Source organism: Microbacterium sp. 2MCAF23 (assembly GCF_052115565.1).
GTDB lineage: Bacteria > Actinomycetota > Actinomycetes > Actinomycetales > Microbacteriaceae > Microbacterium.
Window position 1 is genome coordinate 63,200 of the sequence record NZ_JBFRGY010000001.1, and the last position, 18,378, is coordinate 81,577.

At 71.1% G+C, this 18,378-nt stretch carries 16 protein-coding genes and 1 tRNA gene; 10 read left to right on the forward strand and 7 right to left on the reverse strand.

Translation table 11 applies throughout. The features are described 5' to 3' along the window. Nucleotides 1-65: 65 nt before the first annotated feature. From AB4078_RS00345 to AB4078_RS00355, 3 genes are read left to right on the forward strand one after another with little or no spacing between them, the layout of a single operon-like run. A complete protein-coding gene (locus tag AB4078_RS00345) occupies nt 66-2,087 on the forward strand; it encodes a heparinase II/III domain-containing protein (protein WP_441975504.1) in 2,022 nt (673 codons plus the stop codon). After that, entirely contained in the window at nt 2,084-3,256 is a 1,173-nt protein-coding gene (locus tag AB4078_RS00350) for a substrate-binding domain-containing protein (RefSeq protein WP_441975505.1), read from the forward strand. The genes AB4078_RS00345 and AB4078_RS00350 overlap by 4 nt, the downstream gene beginning before the upstream one ends. Next, complete coding sequence (locus tag AB4078_RS00355; RefSeq protein WP_441975506.1) at nt 3,253-5,238, forward strand: DUF2264 domain-containing protein; 1,986 nt, start codon at nt 3,253-3,255, stop codon at nt 5,236-5,238. The genes AB4078_RS00350 and AB4078_RS00355 overlap by 4 nt, the downstream gene beginning before the upstream one ends. 25 nt (nt 5,239-5,263) lie before the next feature. Here the strand turns inward: AB4078_RS00355 and AB4078_RS00360 are convergent, their stop codons facing one another. From AB4078_RS00360 to AB4078_RS00370, 3 genes are all read right to left on the reverse strand, one after another. Continuing rightward, entirely contained in the window at nt 5,264-6,094 is an 831-nt protein-coding gene (locus tag AB4078_RS00360) for a VOC family protein (protein ID WP_441975699.1), read from the reverse strand. Between the two features lie 111 nt (nt 6,095-6,205). Beyond that, nucleotides 6,206-7,489: an alpha/beta fold hydrolase gene (locus AB4078_RS00365; protein WP_441975507.1), complete on the reverse strand. Its 1,284-nt coding sequence runs from the start codon at nt 7,487-7,489 to the stop codon at nt 6,206-6,208. A 240-nt stretch (nt 7,490-7,729) separates the two neighbouring features. Next, nucleotides 7,730-8,452, reverse strand: a complete 723-nt coding sequence (locus tag AB4078_RS00370) for a FadR/GntR family transcriptional regulator (protein ID WP_441975508.1) — start codon at nt 8,450-8,452, stop codon at nt 7,730-7,732. 143 nt (nt 8,453-8,595) lie between these two features. On the opposite strand from AB4078_RS00370, the gene AB4078_RS00375 reads away from it, so the two are divergent. From AB4078_RS00375 to AB4078_RS00385, 3 genes are all read left to right on the forward strand, one after another. Beyond that, entirely contained in the window at nt 8,596-10,053 is a 1,458-nt protein-coding gene (locus tag AB4078_RS00375) for a GntP family permease (protein WP_441975700.1), read from the forward strand. Nucleotides 10,054-10,068: 15 nt separating this feature from the next. Continuing rightward, the gene (locus tag AB4078_RS00380; protein WP_441975509.1) at nt 10,069-10,599 is read left to right on the forward strand and encodes a gluconokinase; all 531 of its coding nucleotides are present in this window, start codon (nt 10,069-10,071) and stop codon (nt 10,597-10,599) included. A gap of 89 nt (nt 10,600-10,688) precedes the next feature. After that, on the forward strand, nt 10,689-11,399 hold the full coding sequence (locus AB4078_RS00385) for a GntR family transcriptional regulator (protein WP_440735046.1): 711 nt from the start codon (nt 10,689-10,691) through the stop codon (nt 11,397-11,399). 4 nt (nt 11,400-11,403) lie between these two features. On the opposite strand, the gene AB4078_RS00390 is transcribed toward AB4078_RS00385, so the two are convergent. Further along, complete coding sequence (locus tag AB4078_RS00390) at nt 11,404-12,255, reverse strand: SDR family NAD(P)-dependent oxidoreductase (RefSeq protein WP_441975510.1); 852 nt, start codon at nt 12,253-12,255, stop codon at nt 11,404-11,406. A gap of 135 nt (nt 12,256-12,390) precedes the next feature. Between AB4078_RS00390 and AB4078_RS00395 the strand changes: the two genes are divergently transcribed. The 3 genes from AB4078_RS00395 to AB4078_RS00405 all read left to right on the forward strand — a co-directional run bounded on the left by AB4078_RS00395 (nt 12,391) and on the right by AB4078_RS00405 (nt 13,751). Further along, the gene (locus AB4078_RS00395) at nt 12,391-13,044 is read left to right on the forward strand and encodes an asparagine synthase (RefSeq protein WP_441975511.1); all 654 of its coding nucleotides are present in this window, start codon (nt 12,391-12,393) and stop codon (nt 13,042-13,044) included. A 114-nt stretch (nt 13,045-13,158) separates the two neighbouring features. Beyond that, a tRNA-Arg gene (locus AB4078_RS00400) sits at nt 13,159-13,231 on the forward strand. 244 nt (nt 13,232-13,475) lie between these two features. After that, nucleotides 13,476-13,751: a hypothetical protein gene (locus tag AB4078_RS00405; protein WP_441975512.1), complete on the forward strand. Its 276-nt coding sequence runs from the start codon at nt 13,476-13,478 to the stop codon at nt 13,749-13,751. Between the two features lie 149 nt (nt 13,752-13,900). On the opposite strand, the gene AB4078_RS00410 is transcribed toward AB4078_RS00405, so the two are convergent. Further along, nucleotides 13,901-15,100 (reverse strand): trans-sulfuration enzyme family protein, encoded by a 1,200-nt coding sequence (locus tag AB4078_RS00410; protein WP_441975513.1) that lies wholly within the window; start codon nt 15,098-15,100, stop codon nt 13,901-13,903. Nucleotides 15,101-15,204: 104 nt separating this feature from the next. Between AB4078_RS00410 and AB4078_RS00415 the strand changes: the two genes are divergently transcribed. Further along, on the forward strand, nt 15,205-15,633 hold the full coding sequence (locus tag AB4078_RS00415) for an Lrp/AsnC family transcriptional regulator (RefSeq protein ID WP_440735052.1): 429 nt from the start codon (nt 15,205-15,207) through the stop codon (nt 15,631-15,633). 34 nt (nt 15,634-15,667) lie between these two features. On the opposite strand, the gene AB4078_RS00420 is transcribed toward AB4078_RS00415, so the two are convergent. Next, a complete protein-coding gene (locus AB4078_RS00420; RefSeq protein ID WP_441975514.1) occupies nt 15,668-17,083 on the reverse strand; it encodes an aldehyde dehydrogenase family protein in 1,416 nt (471 codons plus the stop codon). Continuing rightward, complete coding sequence (locus tag AB4078_RS00425) at nt 17,080-18,135, reverse strand: homoserine dehydrogenase (RefSeq protein ID WP_441975515.1); 1,056 nt, start codon at nt 18,133-18,135, stop codon at nt 17,080-17,082. Before AB4078_RS00425 ends, AB4078_RS00420 begins: the two co-directional genes overlap by 4 nt. Nucleotides 18,136-18,378: the final 243 nt, after the last annotated feature.

An 18,378-nucleotide genomic window follows, 5' to 3' on the forward strand; every position in this document is an offset into this window, starting at 1 on the left:
CTCGTTCGAGACGAAACCAAACGTTCAGAGTCGAACAGATACAAGCACAAGCGAAGGTTGAAATCATGACGCGCAGCCCCGACATGGACGCCCTCTCCCGGGTCAGCGCGCACGCCGTGCCGCCGTACGGCACGGCCGTGCGGACCGCGGAATTCCGCGGTCCGCTGTATGCGGAGTGGGGTCCGGCGATGCGCGCAGAGGCGTTGCGCGGGAGTGTCGGTGAGCTCACTGCCGAGGCACTGCGCGAACGAGTCGGAATCCCCTCGATCGAGCGCCGCGACGTGTGGGAGGACGTGGATCCGATCACGATCGAACGCATCAGCGTCGCGGCCGCGGAGACCCACAGCCGCCCCTGGGCCGATGCGCTCGGCTCTCTGTTCGCGCGCTACGTGCGGGACGGCGATCGCGCGACGTACGAGCGTGCGGTGTCGGAGCGGCAGGAGCGACTCACCCGTGCGGTGATCGCCGCCGCGGTGACCGATGACCCGATGTGGATCGACGAGGCGGCCGACGGTGCCGTGGTGCTCTGCGAGCAGAGCACCTGGTCGCTTCCGGCGCACGACGACGCGCACGCCCGGCGCGGCTTCGTGCTGCCCGACGTCGCCGCGCCCTATCTGGACCTCGTCGCGGGTGAGATCGTGGCGCAGTTGGCGGTCGCGGACCGGGTGCTCGGCCCGTGCTGGGACGAGAGCTGGCCCGGGCTGCGTGAGCGCATCCGGCACGAGGCCGAGGCGCGCGTGTTCACCCCGTTCGAGACCCGCGACGACCTGTGGTGGTTGGGGTACTGGCGCGAGGTCAACAACTGGAACCCGTGGATCCTCGGCAACGTGCTGCTCGCCGCCCTGCTGCTGCTCGACGACCCCGAGCGCGTGGCGTGCATCCTCGCGCGGGCTCTGGACAGCCTCGACCGCTACGTCGCCGAGCTGCCCGCTGACGGGGCCATCGACGAGGGCGTCGCGTACTGGTGGAACGGCGCGGGGCGCATGCTCGAGATGCTCGACACCGTGGCCGCGATCACCGACGGCGGGCTCGACGCCACCCGGATCCCCGTCGTCGGCGAGACGCTGCGGTTCCCGACGCGCATGCACCTCGGCGGGGACTGGTACGTGAACGTGGCCGACGGCTGGGCGCGCTCCCGCGGGCACGAGCCGTGGCAGCTCCCGTTCCGCTGGGGGACTCTCACCGGCGACGCGAGGGTGACCGCGTGGGCGCGGGCCGCACGCCGGCCGGGGCAGCCGGTGGCGGAGGTCGCAGGCGGGCTGCCGCGACTGGTCCGCGCGCTCGTCGACACCGCGTGGCGGGACGCCGTGCCCGCTGCTGCACCGCTTCCGGCCGCGGTCTGGCTCGGGTCCGTGCAGGTGCTGGTGCGCCGTGCCGAGGCCGGCTCGGCCGCCGGGCTCGCGCTTGCCGCGAAGGGCGGCACGAATGACGAGAACCACAACCACAAGGACCTCGGATCCTTCCTCGTCGCCGCGGGCGGCCGGCAACTGCTCGTCGACGTCGGCAAACCCACCTACACCGCGCAGACCTTCAGCGCCGAGCGGTACCGGGTCCGCGCGATGCAGAGCGGCTGGCACAGCGCGCCCGCCCCCTACGGCCTGGAGCAGGGTGAGGGGCCGGCGTTCACAGCGCAGGTGATCACCGCGCCGCAGGGTGAACCGGGCCCGATCCCGCCCGTGGGCGAGGCCACCGTGCTCGAACTGGAGCTCGCGGGCGCCTACCCGCTCGCAGCGGGCGACTCCTGGCGGCGGACGTTCCGCTTCGACGCATCAGGATCCGCCGGCGGGACGGAGCGCATCGAGGTCGCCGACCGGTGGCGGCTGAGCGAGGACGGCGCGCACCGGATCCACGTCATCGCGGCGGGAGTGGTCACGCCGTCCGGCGACGCCGTCGAGGTCGCCGCCGACGGACACCGGATCCGCATCGCCGCGGACGACGGGAACGCACCGGTCGCGCCCTCGCTCGAGGTATGGGAGCTGGACGATCCCGAGCTCATCGCCGTGTGGGGTCCGTGGCTGACCCGCCTCGTCTACGACGTCGGCGGACGGGCCGGCTCGTTCACGACCGTGATCGAGGAGCTGTCGTGAGCGGGCGGGATCCGCTGTTCGCGCTGCAGCGCCGGGAGCGGATCATGGACGAGATCCGCGAGCACGGCTCCGTCAGCGTCTCCACGATCGCGGCGCACCTGGGTGTGAGCGAGCTCACGATCCGGCGCGACATCAACACCCTCGCCCAGCAGGGCCTCGTCACGCGCGTGCACGGCGGAGCGACCCTGCGCAGCAGCCTCGAACCCGGGCTCAGCCCCGTGCTCGCCGGACACGACCCGGCCGTCACCCGCTACACGATCGGCATGGTCGTGCCCTCTCTCGACTACTACTGGCCGCCCATCGTGCACGGCGCGAGGGCCCAGGCCGCACAGCTGCGTGCCCGGCTGCTCCTGCGCGCATCGACGTACGAGCTGCGCGACAACCGCCGCCAGGTCGAGGCGCTGCTGAACACCCCGGGCCTGCACGGGCTCATCGTCGCCCCCGATACGTTCGGGGAGCAGGCGATCGAGATGCTGGAGTGGCTCGACGCGCTGCCGGTGCCCGTCGTGCTCGCGGAGCGCCGAGTGCGCTCCGCGGCCGCGGCGCCGCATCTGGACTCGGTCGTGTCGGACCACACCGCGGGCGCCGCGCTCGCCGTGCGGCACCTGCACGAGCAGGGCCACGAGCGGATCGGGCTGATCACCGAGACCGAACGCCCCACCGGCCGCTACGTGCGGCGCGGGTGGGAGAGCACCCTGCGTTCGCTGGGGCTGCCGACCGATGCCGCCTGCATCAACGGCGTGCGGTTCGACACCGCGGGCCGTGAGCGCGCGATGGACGACGCACTGCAGGTCATCACGGACACCGGCACCACGGCCGTCATCGTGCTTCCGGATCCGCAGGCCCTCGCCCTCGAGCAGCATGCGCTGGACCGGGGGATCCGGGTGCCGCACGACCTGGCGATCGTGGCCTACGACGACGATGTGGCCCGCTTCGGCGACCCCGCGATCACTGCCGTGCGTCCGCCCAAGCAGCACGTCGGTCGCGAGGCCGTGAACCTGCTCATCGCCCGGCTCGAGGCCGGGAGCGGCCGTCCCGCTTTCCGGGTGAAGCTCAGCCCTGAACTGCATGTGCGCGAGTCCTCGCTGCGGCCGAGCATCGCGGCGCCGGCAGATCCCGTCCCGCTCGCACCCGCACCGACCGCCGCCCGCACGAAGGAGACCTTGTGACCGCGTTCGACCCCGCCCGCCTGATCCTGCCGCCCGAGGACCGCGCGCTGTCGCCGCGCACCGGCTGGACGCGCGATCACTGGGCGGCCATCGCCGACCATCTGCTGCTGTCGCTGCGGCCGTACTTCACGCCCACACGCAGCCAGGTGCGCCTGCCAGGGCAGACCAGCAGCAGCGGCGCGGACAGCGACGGCCTGGAGGGCTTCGCGCGCTCGTTCATGCTCTTCGCCTTCCGCCTCGCCGGGGAGCGCGGGGAGGATCCGCACGGCTTCCTGGACTGGTACCGCGACGGGCTGGTCGCCGGCACCGACCCGTCGAATCCGGAGCGCTGGATCCTGCCCGCCGAGCAGGCGCAGGCCGAGGTCGAGGCGGCCTCGATCGCGCTCGGACTGCAGCTCACCCGGCAGTGGCTGTGGGACACGCTCGACGCCACCGCACAGCAGCGCATCATCGACTGGCTGGCCCTCAACCCGGTGGGCTGGTACCCGGACAACAACTGGCTGTGGTTCCGGATCACGGTCGAGACGTTCCTCGCCTCGGTCGGCGGACCGCACGAGCCCGCGCGCATCGCGGCCGACCTCGCCCGCATCGAGGACTACTACCAGGCCGACGGGTGGTGGGCCGATGGCACGTGGCGCGCCTACGACTACTACTGCGGCTGGGCGATGCATCTGTATCCGCTGCTCTGGGCGGGATCCGAAGGGTCTGACAGGTTCGGATCCAGCGCGCTCGCGCCCGTCTTCAAGGCCCGGCTCACCGAATTCCTCGACGACTACGCGGCGCTCATCGGGGCGGACGGGATGCCGGTGCTGCAGGGACGCAGCCTCATCTACCGGTTCGCGACCGCCGCGCCGCTGTGGATGGGCGCGGTCTCCGGCGCCACCCGGCTGCCGCCAGGACTGCTGCGCCGGGCGGCCTCGGGTGAGCTGCGCACCTTCGTGGAGCGCGGGGCGATCGATGAGCGCGGCCTGCTCACGATGGGGCTGTTCGGCGAATGGCCCGCGATGGCGCAGACGTACTCCGGCGCGGGGTCGCCGTATTGGGCGTCGAAGGGCTTCCTCGGACTGGCCCTGCCCGCGGACCACGAGGTCTGGACGGCCGTGGAGGAGCCGCTGCCGATCGAGCAGGGCGACGTGCGCCGCGTGATCCGGCCGGCCGGCTGGCTGGTCAGCGGCACCGCGGCCGACGGTATCGTGCGCCTGATCAACCATGGCGCGGACCATGCCTTCGAGGGGGACCGCACCGGCGACTCGGCGCTGTACGCCCGGTTCGGCTACTCCAGCGCGACGCTGCCGCCGCTCACCGGCGCGACCATCGACGACCCCGCCGACAACATGGTGGGCGCCCTCGATGCCGCAGGGCGCTCCACGCATCGCACCGGGTTCGCCCCCGGTGCGATCGGCGACGACGGCATCGCGGCGTTCGCGACGTCCGTGGCTGACGCGCACTGGGTGGACTCGAGCGCCGACGGCGCCGGGTACGACCACGGATCCGGGCGCGCGGGGGTCGTCACCGACGGACCGCTGCTCGCGACGGCGAGCGCGGTCCGCGGCTCGTGGGAGGTGCGCGCGACCCGGCGGCTGCCGCGCGAGGGCGTCGCTGCGGCGCCGCTCCCGGTGCGCGTGAGCGGCTGGCCGCTGACCGGTTCGACCGAGGCGGTCGTGGAGCGGGACGACGCCGCGATCGCGCTCGACCTGGACGGGCTGCGCTCCGAGCTGTGGCCGCTCGCGGGGATCGGCGGCGGTGCGGTCGCCGCGTCGGTGCGCACGGAGACCGGCGTCTCACCGATCGGCGAAGTCGTGTCGATCCCGCGGCTCGACTTCGGGGTGGTGGGCGAGGGTGACGTCGTGATCGTGGCGGTCCGCCTGGGTCGCGGATCAGAGCAGGCGCCCTCGGCGCGTGCGGTCGCGACCGACGGCGGCGACGCGATCCTCGAGGTGAGCTGGCCCGACGGCGCGGTGAGCGCAGTGCGGATCGGCTGAGAGCCCGCGGCGGTCGACGGTCCGGTCAGCCCGCGGTCGTGAGGCGGATCGCGTTCGCCCAGGGATCCTCGAAGGCGAGCGTGCGCCCGTCGTCGCGCGCGGCGACGCCGAAATGCGTCATTCGCTCGGCGACGGATCCGAGGTCGTCCGCGGTGGGCAGCACGATGTCCACGCGTCCGAGGCCCAAGGCCGGGGAGCGCCGGCCGGCACCCGCGCTGTTCCACGTGTTCATCGCCATGTGGTGGTGGTAGCCGCCGGCGCTCACGAACAGTGCGGATCCGCCGAGCTCCGCCGTCGTCTCGAACCCGAGCCGCTGCACATAGAACTCGCGTGCGGAGGTCACGTCGCCGACCGAGAGGTGCACGTGGCCCACGGTCGCGCCGCCGATCACCGGATCCTCGGCGGCGGACTCGGTGAGGTGCTCACTCAGGAAGGCGTTCGGATCCAGGTACAGGGTGTCCATCTCGATCCGGCCGTGCGCCCAGCTCCATTGCGTGCGATCGCGATCCCAGTACAGCTCGACGCCGTTGCCCTCGGGATCCGTGAAGTAGAAGGCCTGGCTCACCAGATGATCGGCGCTGCCGGTGAAGGTCCCGGGGGCGCGCTGCGCGACCGAGTACAGCGCAGCGGCCAGTGCCGCCTGCGTCTCGAACAGGATCGCGGTATGGAACAGGCCGGCGGCGCGCGGTGCCGCGTGCCTCAGTTCGGGGCTGTGCTGCAGGATCACCACCGGCGTGGTTCCGCGACCCAGCACCACTCGGTCGCCTTCGGCCGACAGCACCCGCAGCGTGACCGCGTCGCGGTAGTACGCGGTCATGGCGTCGAGGTCGGCGACGAGCAGGGTCACGGCGCCCATCGCGGTGTCGGCGGCGAGGAGATCGGAGCGGGAGGAGGTCACTGTCTATGCAACCGAATGGACCGGGGATCCATTCCGGTATGGACCGATCACCGGGCGCGCACCGCGCGGTCACGACCGGAGCGCGGCCTCCCAGCGCGTGCCCGTGGCGAGCAGCCGGGGCAGGCCGGCCACGAACCCGCGGCGGGGGAGCGCGCTCATCATCGCGCTCTCGGCGGGCAGGCGCCGCTGCTCGCCACGGCTCAGCCGCTGCAGCGCGTGCAGCAGGGCGAGCGGGTGCGATTCGAGGGCGCTGTGCCCGTTCTCGATCTCGACGAGCACCGTGTCCGGCGCGGCCTCGGCCACGCGCTGCGCCACGGCGGCCGGGGTGCGCAGGTCACGGGATCCAGTCAGCAGCACGGTCGGCCAGTCGAAGTCCGCCGCCGCGGCGGTCAGGTCGAAGGGCTCGCCGGTGAACCGGGGGAACTGGTCGGCGATCGACGCGTAGGTGAGGGAGGGGTCGAGGACGGATCCGTCCGGATCCGGACCGAATCCCAGCTCGCGGAACGCGATCGCGCCGACGAGATCGAACTCGTAGAACCCGGGCACGTGCGCCTCGGACTCGCCCTTGTCGACGTACGCCTCGAGCGCAGACCACACCGAGCCGCGTCCGGAGGAGCCTCGACCGGGCCGACCACCGCTGTCGCCGGCGCGCCGTGCGCCGCGCACGCGCTGACGCAGCAGCGGCTCGAGCAGCCCCTCGCCGCCCAGCTCGTAGGCCGCGCGCAGCACGCCGAGGAGGATCCGCGGATCCGATCCGTCGTCCAGCAGCTCGCGCACCGACGCGGCGATCCGGGCGTCCCCGTCGACGAACAGCTCGCGGATCATCGCCCGCTCGGCATCGCGATCCGCGACCGACTGCAGGGCGGAGTCCAGCAGCATCCCGGCCACGTGCTCCGGGTGACGGGCGCCGAACCCGGCCGCGACGTAGCTGCCGTAGGAGGATCCTGAGATGTAGGCGCGGCGCACGCCCTCCGCATCCAGCACGGCGGCGAGGTCGTCGATCACGTCGACCATGCGCATCGCCGACAGCGGCAGGCTGTGCCCGTCGAGGTCGGCGCGGGACAGCCCCACGCCACGGTGCTCCATCATGATGACGTCGAGCCCGAGAGCCGCGGCCCGCCGCCGGAAGCGTCGATAGGGGAGCACGGATCCGAGCCCGGGTCCGCCCGGGATCACGACGATCGGCAGGGACGAACGCGGTCCGGTGCGCACATACGCCAGGTCGAATGCGGGCGCGGTCGGCGTCGCGGGGCGGCGCACGCGGTGCACTTCTCGCATGGAGGCGGCGAGCAGGCGCGGCAGCGCGCTGGGAGCCCGCGTCCTGCGCCCCGCCTCGTTCTTCACCGTCGCCATGCCTCGATTATGCGCGGGTGTGTGTAGGCGGGCGCTGGCCGGAACCTATCCGTGGGCTAAGGCAACCCTCGGGGCGGACACGGGCCGACGCGAGGATCCGTCCCCGAGGAGGACGTTCCCGACGCGCTCAGTGGTCGCAGATTGCGGTTCCCCGAGTGCAATAACCGCAATACGCGACCACCGAGCGGGACGCGACCGAGGCGACCGGGCGCTTCGACAGGCTCAGCGACCGGGCGTGACTCAGGCTCCGGGCTTCCCCATCGCCTCCACGGCGTCGTCGGCCTCGGTCACGATCGCGGCCATCGCCGTCGCTGCAGCCTCGGGGTCGCGTGAGGTGATCGCGGCCGCGACGTCCTGATGCAGCCGCAGGGCGGTCTCGTCCGCGCGGTGCGGCATCAGCGCGTGCGCGGTGCGTCCGTGCAGCAGCTCGGCGACGACGTCGGCGAGACCGGCGAGGTAGGGGTTGCCCGAGCCGCGCAGCACAGCCGCATGGAAGTCGATGTCGTGTTGCAGGTAGACGGGCTCGTCGGCCCTGTCGCCGTGCTCGACCATCCCGAGCACCGCCTTCACGAGCGCGGCACGGTGCTCCGGACCGGCCTGGGCGGCGGCGAGTCGGGCGGCGAGCGGCTCGATCGCGGAGCGCAGCTGGCTGAGCTCGTGCAGGGCGCGGAGCCGGCCGGATCCGTCCAGCCGCCAGCGGATCACCTCGGGGGCGTACGGGCTCCACCGATCGGCGGGCAGCACCTCTACCCCGGCGCGGCGGCGCACCTCGACCATGCCCATGGTCTCGAGCACGCGCACCACCTCGCGCATCGCGGACCGGGACGCGCCGAACTCGGCGGCGACCTCTGCGGTCAGCAGCCGGGCGCCGGGCGCCAGGTGTCCCTCCACGATGCGCGCACCGATCGTGTCGAGCAGCCGGCGGTGCTGCGCGGAGGCCGCCTCGCGGGTCCCTTCTGCCATGAAGCCCATTATGGCGATAGCCCGGCAAGATGACGTGCGAATGAACTGTAGAAGGGCTTATTGAGGACCTCTGCTTGATTAAGTCCTACTTATCATTTACGCTGAAGCGAAATCTCTCCGCCAGACCAAGGAAGCTCATGGCCATGTCATCGAACCTGCTCGCCGCCGTCCCCGGGACTCTCCTCTCGGCCGCCGATCCCGTTCCCCCCACCACGACCGCCCCGGAGTGGGTGCTGATCCTCGCTGCGCTCATCGGCATCGCGACGATCGTGGTGCTCATCACCTGGGTCAAGCTGCATCCGTTCCTCTCCCTCGTGATCGGCGCACTCGTCACCGGTCTCGTCGCGGGCATGTCCGCCACGCAAACGGTGCTGAGCTTCACCAACGGCTTCGGATCCACCGCCGGAGGCGTCGGCGTGCTGATCGCCCTTGGTGCGATCTACGGCAAGCTGCTGGCCGACTCGGGTGGCGCGGATCGGATCGTGGACACCCTGATCTCGAAGGCGAGCGCCGCGGCGCTGCCCTGGGTCATGGGTCTGGTGGGTGCGCTGATCGGCCTGCCGATGTTCTTCGAGGTCGGCCTCGTGCTGCTCGTGCCGGTCATCATCCTGGTCGCCCGCCGCTCCGGCGTCTCGCTCATGAAGATCGCGATCCCGACGCTCGCGGGCCTGTCCGCCATGCACGGTCTGGTGCCGCCGCACCCCGGGCCGCTCGCCGCGATCGGCCTGATCGGCGCGAACCTCGGCGTCACCCTCGCGTTCGGCGTGCTCATCGCGATCCCGACCGTGATCATCGCCGGCCCGCTGTTCGGCCGCCTCGCCGCCCGCTGGGTGGATGTGCCCGTGCCGGCGCTGTTCGAGACGGCGGAGGACACCGCGCAGCCCGGTGACACCGCGGCGGTCCAGGCCCGCAGGCGGCCCAGCTTCGGTGCGACGCTGTTCAGCATCCTGCTGCCGGTGATCCTAATGCTGCTCGCCGCGATCGTCGACATCGTCGCTCCGACCGACACCTCGGCCGTGAAGGGCATCATCGACTTCCTCGGCAAGCCCATCATCGCGCTGCTCATCGCCGTGCTCGTCGGCATGGTCGTGCTGGGTCGCGGCGGCGGCATGAGCTCCAAGGAGGTCGGCGCCTCGGTGTCGTCCTCGCTGCCGGCGATCGCGGGAATCCTGCTCATCGTGGGTGCGGGCGGCGGCTTCAAGCAGGTGCTCGTCGACTCCACGATCGGCACGGTGATCGCACACGCGATCTCGGACGTCGGCGGCGCGCTGCCGGTGGTGCTGTTCTTCGCCTGGCTGGTCGCGGTGCTGATCCGCGTCGCCACCGGATCCGCCACCGTCGCGACGATCACCGCCGCCGGGATCATGCAGCCGCTGGTGCACGACCTGCACATGTCGGCGGGCGGATCCGCTCTTCTGGTCCTGGCGATCGGAGCCGGTTCGCTGTTCCTCTCGCACGTCAACGATGCAGGCTTCTGGCTGATCAAGGAATACTTCGGCCTGAGCATCCCGCAGACGCTGAAGTCGTGGTCGATCATGGAGTGCCTGATCTCGGTCACGGGCCTCGTCGGCGTCCTGATCATCGGCGCCTTCGTAGGCTGACCGGAGGAGTCGCTGATGTCGCAGAACACACCGCCGACGATCCTCGTGGTCATGGGGGTCTCCGGATCCGGCAAGAGCACGCTGGCCGGAGTGCTGGCCGGGCGCCTGGGCTGGGCGCTGCAGGAGGGGGATGACCTGCATCCCGCGGCGAACGTCGCGAAGATGGAGGCCGGCATCCCGCTCACCGACGAGGACCGCCGCCCATGGCTCGAACTGATCCGTGACTGGATCGTGGCGAAGCAGGAGGCGGGGCAGCCCGGCGTGGTGACCTGTTCGGCGCTGCGACGCAGCTATCGCGAGATCCTGGCCCGGCCCGGAGTGGAGTTCGTGCACCTGAAGGGCACCAAGCACGACCTCGCGGAGCGCCTCGGGCGCCGGCTCGGGCACTTCATGCCGGCGTCGCTGCTGGATTCGCAGCTGGACACCCTGGAGCCGCTCGCGTCCGGTGAAGCCGGCTTCGTCGTGGACGCGGCGCTGCCGGTGCAGGACGCGGCGCAGCAGGTGCTCGACTGGCTCGACGAGCACGGGACGCCGACCCGGCCCTGACCCGGTCGGCACGCGTGTCGGGCCGGGTCGGTGTTGATGGACCCGGTCCGACAAAGCGCAGCCGGCTCCGACGGTGCCACAATGGCCCCATGGGGAACGCGGGCAGCGTGGAGCTCGAGTCGGCCAGGGTGGTCCGGCTCCTGCGCGACTCGATCCTGTCCGGGCAGCGCCGATCCGGCGACCGGCTCATCGAACGGGACATCGCCGAGGAGCTCGCCGTGAGCCGGCTGCCGGTGCGCGAGGCGATCCGGCAACTGCTCGCCGAGGGGATGCTCACCGCACGCCCGCGCTCCTGGGCCGTGGTCCGTCAGTTCACCGAGGACGACGTGCGCGACATCGCGCAGGTGCGTGACGTGCTGGAGGTCCTCGTGTTCGAGATCGCGGCGCTCCGGCACACGTCGGACGGGATCGCGAAGGTCGAGGCGGCGCTCAAGCGCGAGTACGCCGCCGCGGGGGTCGGCGACGCCGAGGCGGCGCATGCCGCAGCGGCGGAGTTCCACCTGATCATGGCGGAGCTCGCCGACAACGCCACGGTCAACGAGATCCTGAGCATGATGCGCGGGCGCCTGCTGCTGCTGTTCCGCGACCACGACGACCTGATCGCCATGGCGGAGGACCACGCGCGCATCTTCGAGTCGTTCGCGGCGCGCGACACGGCGACGCTGCGACTGCGCGTGCAGCGTCATCTGAGGGCGGGCACCGAGACGGCCCTGCGCAAGCTCGCCGAGTACAACGCAGAGACGGCCGCGATCCGTGCGCGCGCCGCGGCCCGCCAGGAGGCCTCCGTCGCCGGCGAGTGACCGATCAGCGCGGCGACATCGGGGTCGTCGTGTCGATCGCCTCGCGCAGCGGGTGCCGCATCGGCCCCCAGTAGCGCACCGGTGCGAGCCGCACCAGCGCATCCACGAGGCGGGTCTCCCGCCCGATCAGCGTGCGAGCCCTGCGCCGCAGCGTGGCGCGCACGATGCGCTCGGCCGCGTCCGCGGGCTCCATGTGGTACATCGCGGCCTGTGCGGCGGCGGCGCGGCCGGCGACCCCGGGGTCGATCGACGAGGCGTAGCGCCCGTGCAGGATGATGCCCGTGCGCACCCCCGAAGGGTAGATCGCACCGACCGTGACCGTCGATCCCTCGAGCTCGTGCATGAGCGCCTCGGAGAACGCGCGCACCGCGAACTTCGTCATGGAGTAGGGGATCCGCCCGCCGGGCGAGGCGATCGCGTAGATGCTGGCGATGTGCGTGATGTGCGCAGCGGGGGCGCGACGCAGGGCCGGCAGCAGCGCCTTGGTGATCGAGACCGTGCCCCAGAGGTTCACATCCATCAGCCAGCGCATCTCCTCCATGGAGAGTTGGTCGAGGGATCCGAGCATCGAGGATCCGGCGCACGTGATGAGCGTCTGCAGCTCGGGGTGCGCGGCTTCGACGTCTTCGCCGACGGCGGCCACGGCGTCGTCGTCGCGCAGGTCGACCGGATGCACCGTCACGGTGGTGCCGGTGGCGCGCAATTCGTCCGCGATGCGGGCCAGGCCGACCCGGTCCCGGTCGATGAGGGCCAAAGCCGCGCCGCGGCGCGCGAGCGCTCTCGCGGTGTCGGCGCCGATGCCGTTGGCGGCGCCGGTGATGGCACTGCTGCGCCCTGATGCGTCGAGAACGGGCAACGCTCCTCCTACCGCTGCGCCCTCGCACGCTTCGTCGCATGCGTCGGGTGGGCGCAGACGCTTGTCCCATCCTGCCGCATCGCCCTGCTGTTGCGGAACGGGAACCGGTACGGTGGATGCGAGGAGGAGGTCGGAGTGGGAAAGAGTGCGGACGTCATTGCCGAGGGCGTGGCGATCGCCACATCCGCCGCCCGGCTGACCGTCAAGAACCACATCCTCGTGGGCACGATCGCGCAGGGCGGATCCTTCGACGTCGCCAAGTACATGAACGACGCGCACGAGGCGCTGCTCGCACTCGCCGCGGAGTCGGACGAGGCGGCGGAGCTCGCCAACAAGCTGCGCAAGCGCGCCCACGGCCGGTACTCCGATCCGCACGGCACGCACGACTACCGCGACCGCGACGTGCGAAACCTCAAGAAGCGCGCCAAGCAGTCCTCCGCCGTGGCCGACCGGCTGCGCGAGATGGCCGACGACCCCGAGACGCTGCGGTTCCTCGTGGAGGCGGCGCGTGCCGCCGCCTGGAGCGACGTCGCAGGGAACCTGCAGAGCCGGCTCACGGTCGAGGCGATGCGGCCGGACGAGGATCCGGACTACGCCACGATGCGCGAGGCGCGGATGCAGGCGCTGCGGCTCGTCGACCTGCAGGCGCTCGCCTCGGACCAGCGCGCGCGCCGCAAGAACCGCGAGAAGGCCGACAAGGCTGCGGAGAAGGCCGCGGAGAAGGCCGGCAAAGCGGCCGCGAAGGCGGCGGAGCGCGAGGAGAAGCGCGCCGCTCGCCAGATGCTCTGATCCCCGCCACGCCCGGCGGTACCGTTCGCGGCGCTCTCGATTCGCGTTCCGCCCCGCCTCTGGGGTATTGTTGACGAGGCCCGCGAGAGCGGGCGGTCTTGTGAAAGACCGGATGCGCCTGTAGCTCAATGGATAGAGCATCTGACTACGGATCAGAAGGTTGGGGGTTCGAGTCCCTCCAGGCGCACACTGTGTTGAGACAGTAAGAAACGGCCCGCTTCGGCGGGCCGTTTCGCTGTTTCCGGGGATGTGCGGCACAGGGGCGTGCCGTCGCGGCGGCGACAGGGTGACCAGCTTGATCACGCCAACGCGAGCCCTCCGAACGCCGGATGCGGCGCCATACGGGACCTGATCTCGACGGGGAGGCCCGTGAGTCCGCGAATGGGCATTCCGATCGGCCCAGTTGAGTGCTTCACATCCTAGGACGCGAATTGGCCGTGGAAAAGGAGAGGGAGGCGCTCTTGGGCTCGATGAGTGAAGCCGATCACTTGCTGAGGAGATGGCGCCTGTTCCGCTTCTTGGGCATCTTGTTCTCCGGCCTGACCGTCGCGGTCATCGGCGCCATGGTGATCTGCGCCGGAGTAGGACTACCCCTTCCGACGGCTCCCAGCGTGCTGGCGCTGTTTCTCTTCGGAGCGGCGGCTCTGACTTCCTTGAACCGTTCTCGGAATTTCAAAGTGTGGCACGAGGAGTCGAAACAGGACTGACGATCCTGTCGTCGGTTCCGCCCCGACTCTTGTGTCAGTACGGGGTCTCATGAGTAGCCGGAGAGAAATGGCTTGGCCGTTTCGCTGTTACCGGGGTGTGTGCGGGGACTCGGCCGGCACGGGCGTGCCGCGTCGGCCGAGTCGGATCCTCAGGCGAACGTCTCGTCGAGGGCTGCCCGCAGGTCGGCGAGGAGATCCGCCGTGTCCTCGAGACCGACCGAGAGGCGCAGGTGACCCAACCTGCGGAACGGCTCGGGGTAGGCGGCGACCCGCCCTCCCTCGGTGCCGGTGTGCACGATCAGCGAGTCGTCATGGCCCAGGGAGAAGCCCGAGGTGATCAGGCGCAGGTTCGCCACGAACCGGTTCTGCGTCGCCGGGTCGCCGTCGACGGCGAACGACATCATCCCGCCGAAGCCGCGATCGAACTGGCGGACGGCGAGGTCGTGCTGCGGGTGCGACGGAAGCCCCGGATAGCAGACGTACGCGACGCGCGGATCCGCGTCGAGGAACTCGGCGATCGCCTGCGCCGACTCTCCGTGCTGGCGCATGCGCATCGGCAGCGTCACGGAGCCGCGCGTGATCAGCCAGGCGTTGAAGGGCGAGATGATGCCGCCGACGTCGACCATGGCGTCGGCCTTGATCGGATCGATGAGCTCGCGACGCCCGACGACCGCGCCGGCCATGGCGTCGCCGTGACCGTTGATGTACTTGGAGAGCGAGTGCACGACGAGGTCGGCCCCGTCCCGCAGCGGGCGGTAGACGGGCGGCGGGGTGAAGGTGGAGTCGACCATGAGGAGGGCGCCCGCCTCGTGCGCGATCTCGGCGATCGCGGCGACGTCGGTGACCTGGGTCGTGGGGTTCGCGATCGCCTCGACGCAGACCAGCCGGGTGTTCGGGCGCATGGCCGCGCGGACGGCGTCGAAGTCGGTGATGTCGACGAACGTCGCCTCGATGCCGTAGCGCTGCGGCAGCAGCTCCGACCACAGGCGCCACGTGGCCTCGTAGACCACGTCGCTGACGACGACGTGGTCTCCCGCGCGCACGTACGTGAAGAACACGGCGTGCAGGGCGGCCACGCCCGATGCGAGCGCCACCGCGTCCTCCCCGCCGTCCAGGGCGGCGAGCTTCTCCTGCAGGGCCTGCTGGTTCACGCCCGTGTTGCGGGTGTAGAGGCCCGGCGCATTGGCCGACCAGCTGATCTCGCTGGGGTCGTCGGGCAGCTGGTACGAGTTCGCCATGACGAGCGGGGTGCGCAGCGCCAGGGTCGAATCGACATGGATTCCGCCGTGCACGGCAAGGCTCGAATCGGACAGGGTGCCGGGCTGGGTGCGGTCGGGACGTTCGGGCATGCGATCCTCCTGGGCTGGGGCCGCCGACGGTGGCGGCCCTCATACTTGGTGTGTTATATCTGCATCTTCAGTTGTTTATATTGCACGAATTACGAAGGGTCAAGATGGACGGGACGGACCACAGGATCCTCGCGGAGCTGACGGCGGACGCGCGCACACCCCTCGTCGCTCTCGCCTCGCGCGTGCATCTCTCCCGCAACGCCGTGAAGCAGCGCATCGAGCGGATGGAGCGCGACGGCGTCATCGGCGGCTACACCGTCGTGCCCGGTGAGGCGGCGTCCCGGAGGACGACCGCGATCGTGCTGGTCTACCGGGAGGACCGCATGCGCGGGGCGCACGTCGTGACAGAGCTCTCCCGTATTCCCGAGATCGTGCGCTGCGATGTCCTGTCCGGCGAGTTCGATCTGCTCGCCATCGTGCAGGCGGACGGCATGGATCGGATCGGCGAGATCTGGGAGCACATCGCCGCGCTTCCTGGAGTGGCGAACACGGTGACGTCGATTTCGCTCGCGCAGGTCATCGATCATCCGTGAGGGGCGTCGCTCGCCGCGCCGCCCCTCGATCCGGTCAGATCGTGAGGCAGACCACCTTCGGCTGCGTCATCTCCTCGAAGGCGAAGCGGACGCCCTCACGTCCCATGCTGCCGTATTTGGCGCCGCCGAACGGCATGCTGTCGACCCGGTAGTCCGAGGAGTCGTTGATCATCACGCCGCCGGCCTCGATCCGCTCCGACACGCGCAGCGCGCGTGAGAGGTCAGAGGTGAAGACACCGGCGTGCAGCGCGTACTCGATCTCGTCGGCTTGGGCGACGGCCTCGTCCTCGGTGTCGAACGGCGAGAGCACGGCGATCGGCGCGAATGCCTCGTCGCACCACAGGGCGCAGGAGAACGGCACGTCCTCGACCACCGTGGGCCAGTACACGGATCCTTCCCGGCGGTGCCCGGCGAGCACCCGCGCCCCCACGGCGACCGCGTCGTCCACGAGGCGCTCGGCGCGTTCGGCGGCGGCGTGCGAGATCATCGGCCCCACGTCGGTGCGTTCGTCGGAGGGGTCTCCGGCGATCAGTTCCTGCGTGCGCGCCACGAAGGCGGCTCGGAACTCCTCGTGCACCTCGCGCTGCACGAGGATCCGCTGCGCGCCGACGCAGTTCTGACCGGCTGCCCAGAACGCGCCCGAGACGCAGGCCTCGACGGCAGCGGGGACGTCCGCGTCCGAGAACACGATGACCGGGGCGTTGCCGCCGAGCTCCATCGCGAGCCGCTTGAGCCCGGCGCCGCGGGCGATCGCCTCGCCGGTCGCGAAGCCGCCCGTGAACGACACCAGACGCACGTCCCGCGCGGCGATGAGCGCCTGCGCGAGCTCGCGGTCGCCGTGCACGACGGTGACGACCTCGGGCGGCATCCCCGCCTCGATGAGCAGGCCGACGAGGAAGCGAGCGGTAATCGGCGTGAAAGGAGACGGCTTCAGGATCACCGCATCCCCGGCGGCCAGCGCAGGACCCAGCTTGTGCGCGACCAGGTTGAGGGCGTCGTTGTACGGCGTGATCGCGACGACCAGGCCGAGCGGTTCGCGGGTGAACCAGCCGCGCCGGTCGGCGGATCCCTCGAACGCGTCGAACGGGATCACCTCGCCCGCGTTCGAGCGGGCCGCCTCTGCCGACAGCGACAGGGTCGTCACGGCGCGGCGCACCTCCTTGCGGGCCTGGCGGATGGTCTTGCCCGCCTCCCGGACGATCAGCCCGGCGGCCTCGTCGGACCGGGAGCGCAGCAGCGCGGCGGCGCGATCGAGGATGCCGTGGCGCTCGAATCGGGTGAGCCCTCGCGCGATCGCGAAGCCCGCTGTGGCGCGCGCGAGGATGGACTCCAGGTCTGCGGGAGTGCTGCGCGGCACCGCTCCGATCACCTGGCCGTCGTAGGCATCGTGGACGAGCAGCTCGTCGCGACTCACGTCGGAGTGGCGCGTCTCGGTGGGGGCGGTGCTCATCGTGCCGTCTCCGCCAGGGCGCGCTGGTGCGCGTCGATCGCGATGATGTCGGACAGCAGCGCGTACGCCGTCTCGATGCGGCCGGCGCCCGGGCCCGACACGGTCACGGCGCCGAGCATGTCGGTGTCGAACGAGACTGCGTTGGTGGCTCCGGACACGCCCGCCAGCGGGTGCGCGAGCGGCAGCGCGACCGGCTCCACCGATGCGACGACCTCGCCGTCCGAGGTGCGGGTGGCCGATCCGATCAGCTTCCAGCGCCGGCCCTCGGCGGCCGCCGTGGCGATGTCCTCCGGTGTGATGGCGGAGATCCCGCGACGAACGACGTCCGCGGTCGTGATTCCGGCGCCCAGGATCTCGTTGGCGAGGATCACGACCTTGAGCTGCACGTCGGATCCCTCGATGTCGGCGCTCGGATCCGCCTCGGCATAACCCAGCGCCTGCGCCTCGGCGACGGCGTCGGCGAGCGTCGCGCCGGCCTCCATCCGTCCGAGGACGAAGTTGCTCGTACCGTTCAGGATCCCCTCGACCCCCGAGATGCGCGTGCCGCGGAGCATGTCCGACGCGAAGCGGAGCACGGGGGTTCCGCTCATCACCGCGCCCTCGTGCGCGAACCGCACGCCGTGGTCGGCGGCGATGCGGTGCAGTTCGGCGCCGGCGAGCGCGACCGGGCCCTTGTTCGTGGTCGTGACGCTCTTCCCGCTCTCGAGCGCCGCGCGCACGTGCGACACGGCAGGCTCTCCGTCGACCGGATTCGTGAACGTGGCCTCCACGACGATGTCCGCGGTGGTGTTGCGGATGATGAAGTCGTTCTGCGGCACCGCAGCGCCTCCGGGCATGCCTGCGAATGTGGCGCCCTCGGGCATCGCGAACACCGCGTCCAGGTCGATTCCGTCGGCGCGCATGAGCGAGCCGAGCCGGAGGTCGGTGATCGCGACGACGCGGAGTTCGAAACCGAGATCGTCGGCGAGCGCCGTTCCACGGGTATGGATGATCTCGGCGAGGGCGCGGTTGACGCCGCCGAAGCCGATGAGGGCGAGGTCGTGACGATGCACGGCGGACTCCTTCGAGAGAGTGGATGGATACTGCGGCCCCCATCCTCGAGGCGCGGGGTGGCGGGGCGCGCCTGCCCGAGTGGCGGCGGGGACTGCCGTTGCGGCGGTCCGTCCGACGATCTGTCCGGACCTGCGGCAAGCGGCGGTCTCCGCTGCGCCGGCGCTTGTGCGGGGGTGCGGCGCCGGGTAATGTCCCGAAACAATTCGTGCGACATCGACACACAGCTGTGGTGATATAGCACG

Coding starts and splice junctions, on each gene's coding strand:
- AB4078_RS00420 (WP_441975514.1), bottom strand. CDS start 17,083: ATGAGCACCGCCCCCACCGAGACGCGCCACTCCGACGTGAGTCGCGAC.
- AB4078_RS00380 (WP_441975509.1), top strand. CDS start 10,069: ATGTCGCAGAACACACCGCCGACGATCCTCGTGGTCATGGGGGTCTCC.
- AB4078_RS00360 (WP_441975699.1), bottom strand. CDS start 6,094: ATGGGCGCCGTGACCCTGCTCGTCGCCGACCTCGACGCCATGACCGCG.
- AB4078_RS00410 (WP_441975513.1), bottom strand. CDS start 15,100: ATGCCCGAACGTCCCGACCGCACCCAGCCCGGCACCCTGTCCGATTCG.
- AB4078_RS00375 (WP_441975700.1), top strand. CDS start 8,596: ATGTCATCGAACCTGCTCGCCGCCGTCCCCGGGACTCTCCTCTCGGCC.
- AB4078_RS00385 (WP_440735046.1), top strand. CDS start 10,689: ATGGGGAACGCGGGCAGCGTGGAGCTCGAGTCGGCCAGGGTGGTCCGG.
- AB4078_RS00365 (WP_441975507.1), bottom strand. CDS start 7,489: ATGGCGACGGTGAAGAACGAGGCGGGGCGCAGGACGCGGGCTCCCAGC.
- AB4078_RS00370 (WP_441975508.1), bottom strand. CDS start 8,452: ATGGCAGAAGGGACCCGCGAGGCGGCCTCCGCGCAGCACCGCCGGCTG.
- AB4078_RS00345 (WP_441975504.1), top strand. CDS start 66: ATGACGCGCAGCCCCGACATGGACGCCCTCTCCCGGGTCAGCGCGCAC.
- AB4078_RS00415 (WP_440735052.1), top strand. CDS start 15,205: ATGGACGGGACGGACCACAGGATCCTCGCGGAGCTGACGGCGGACGCG.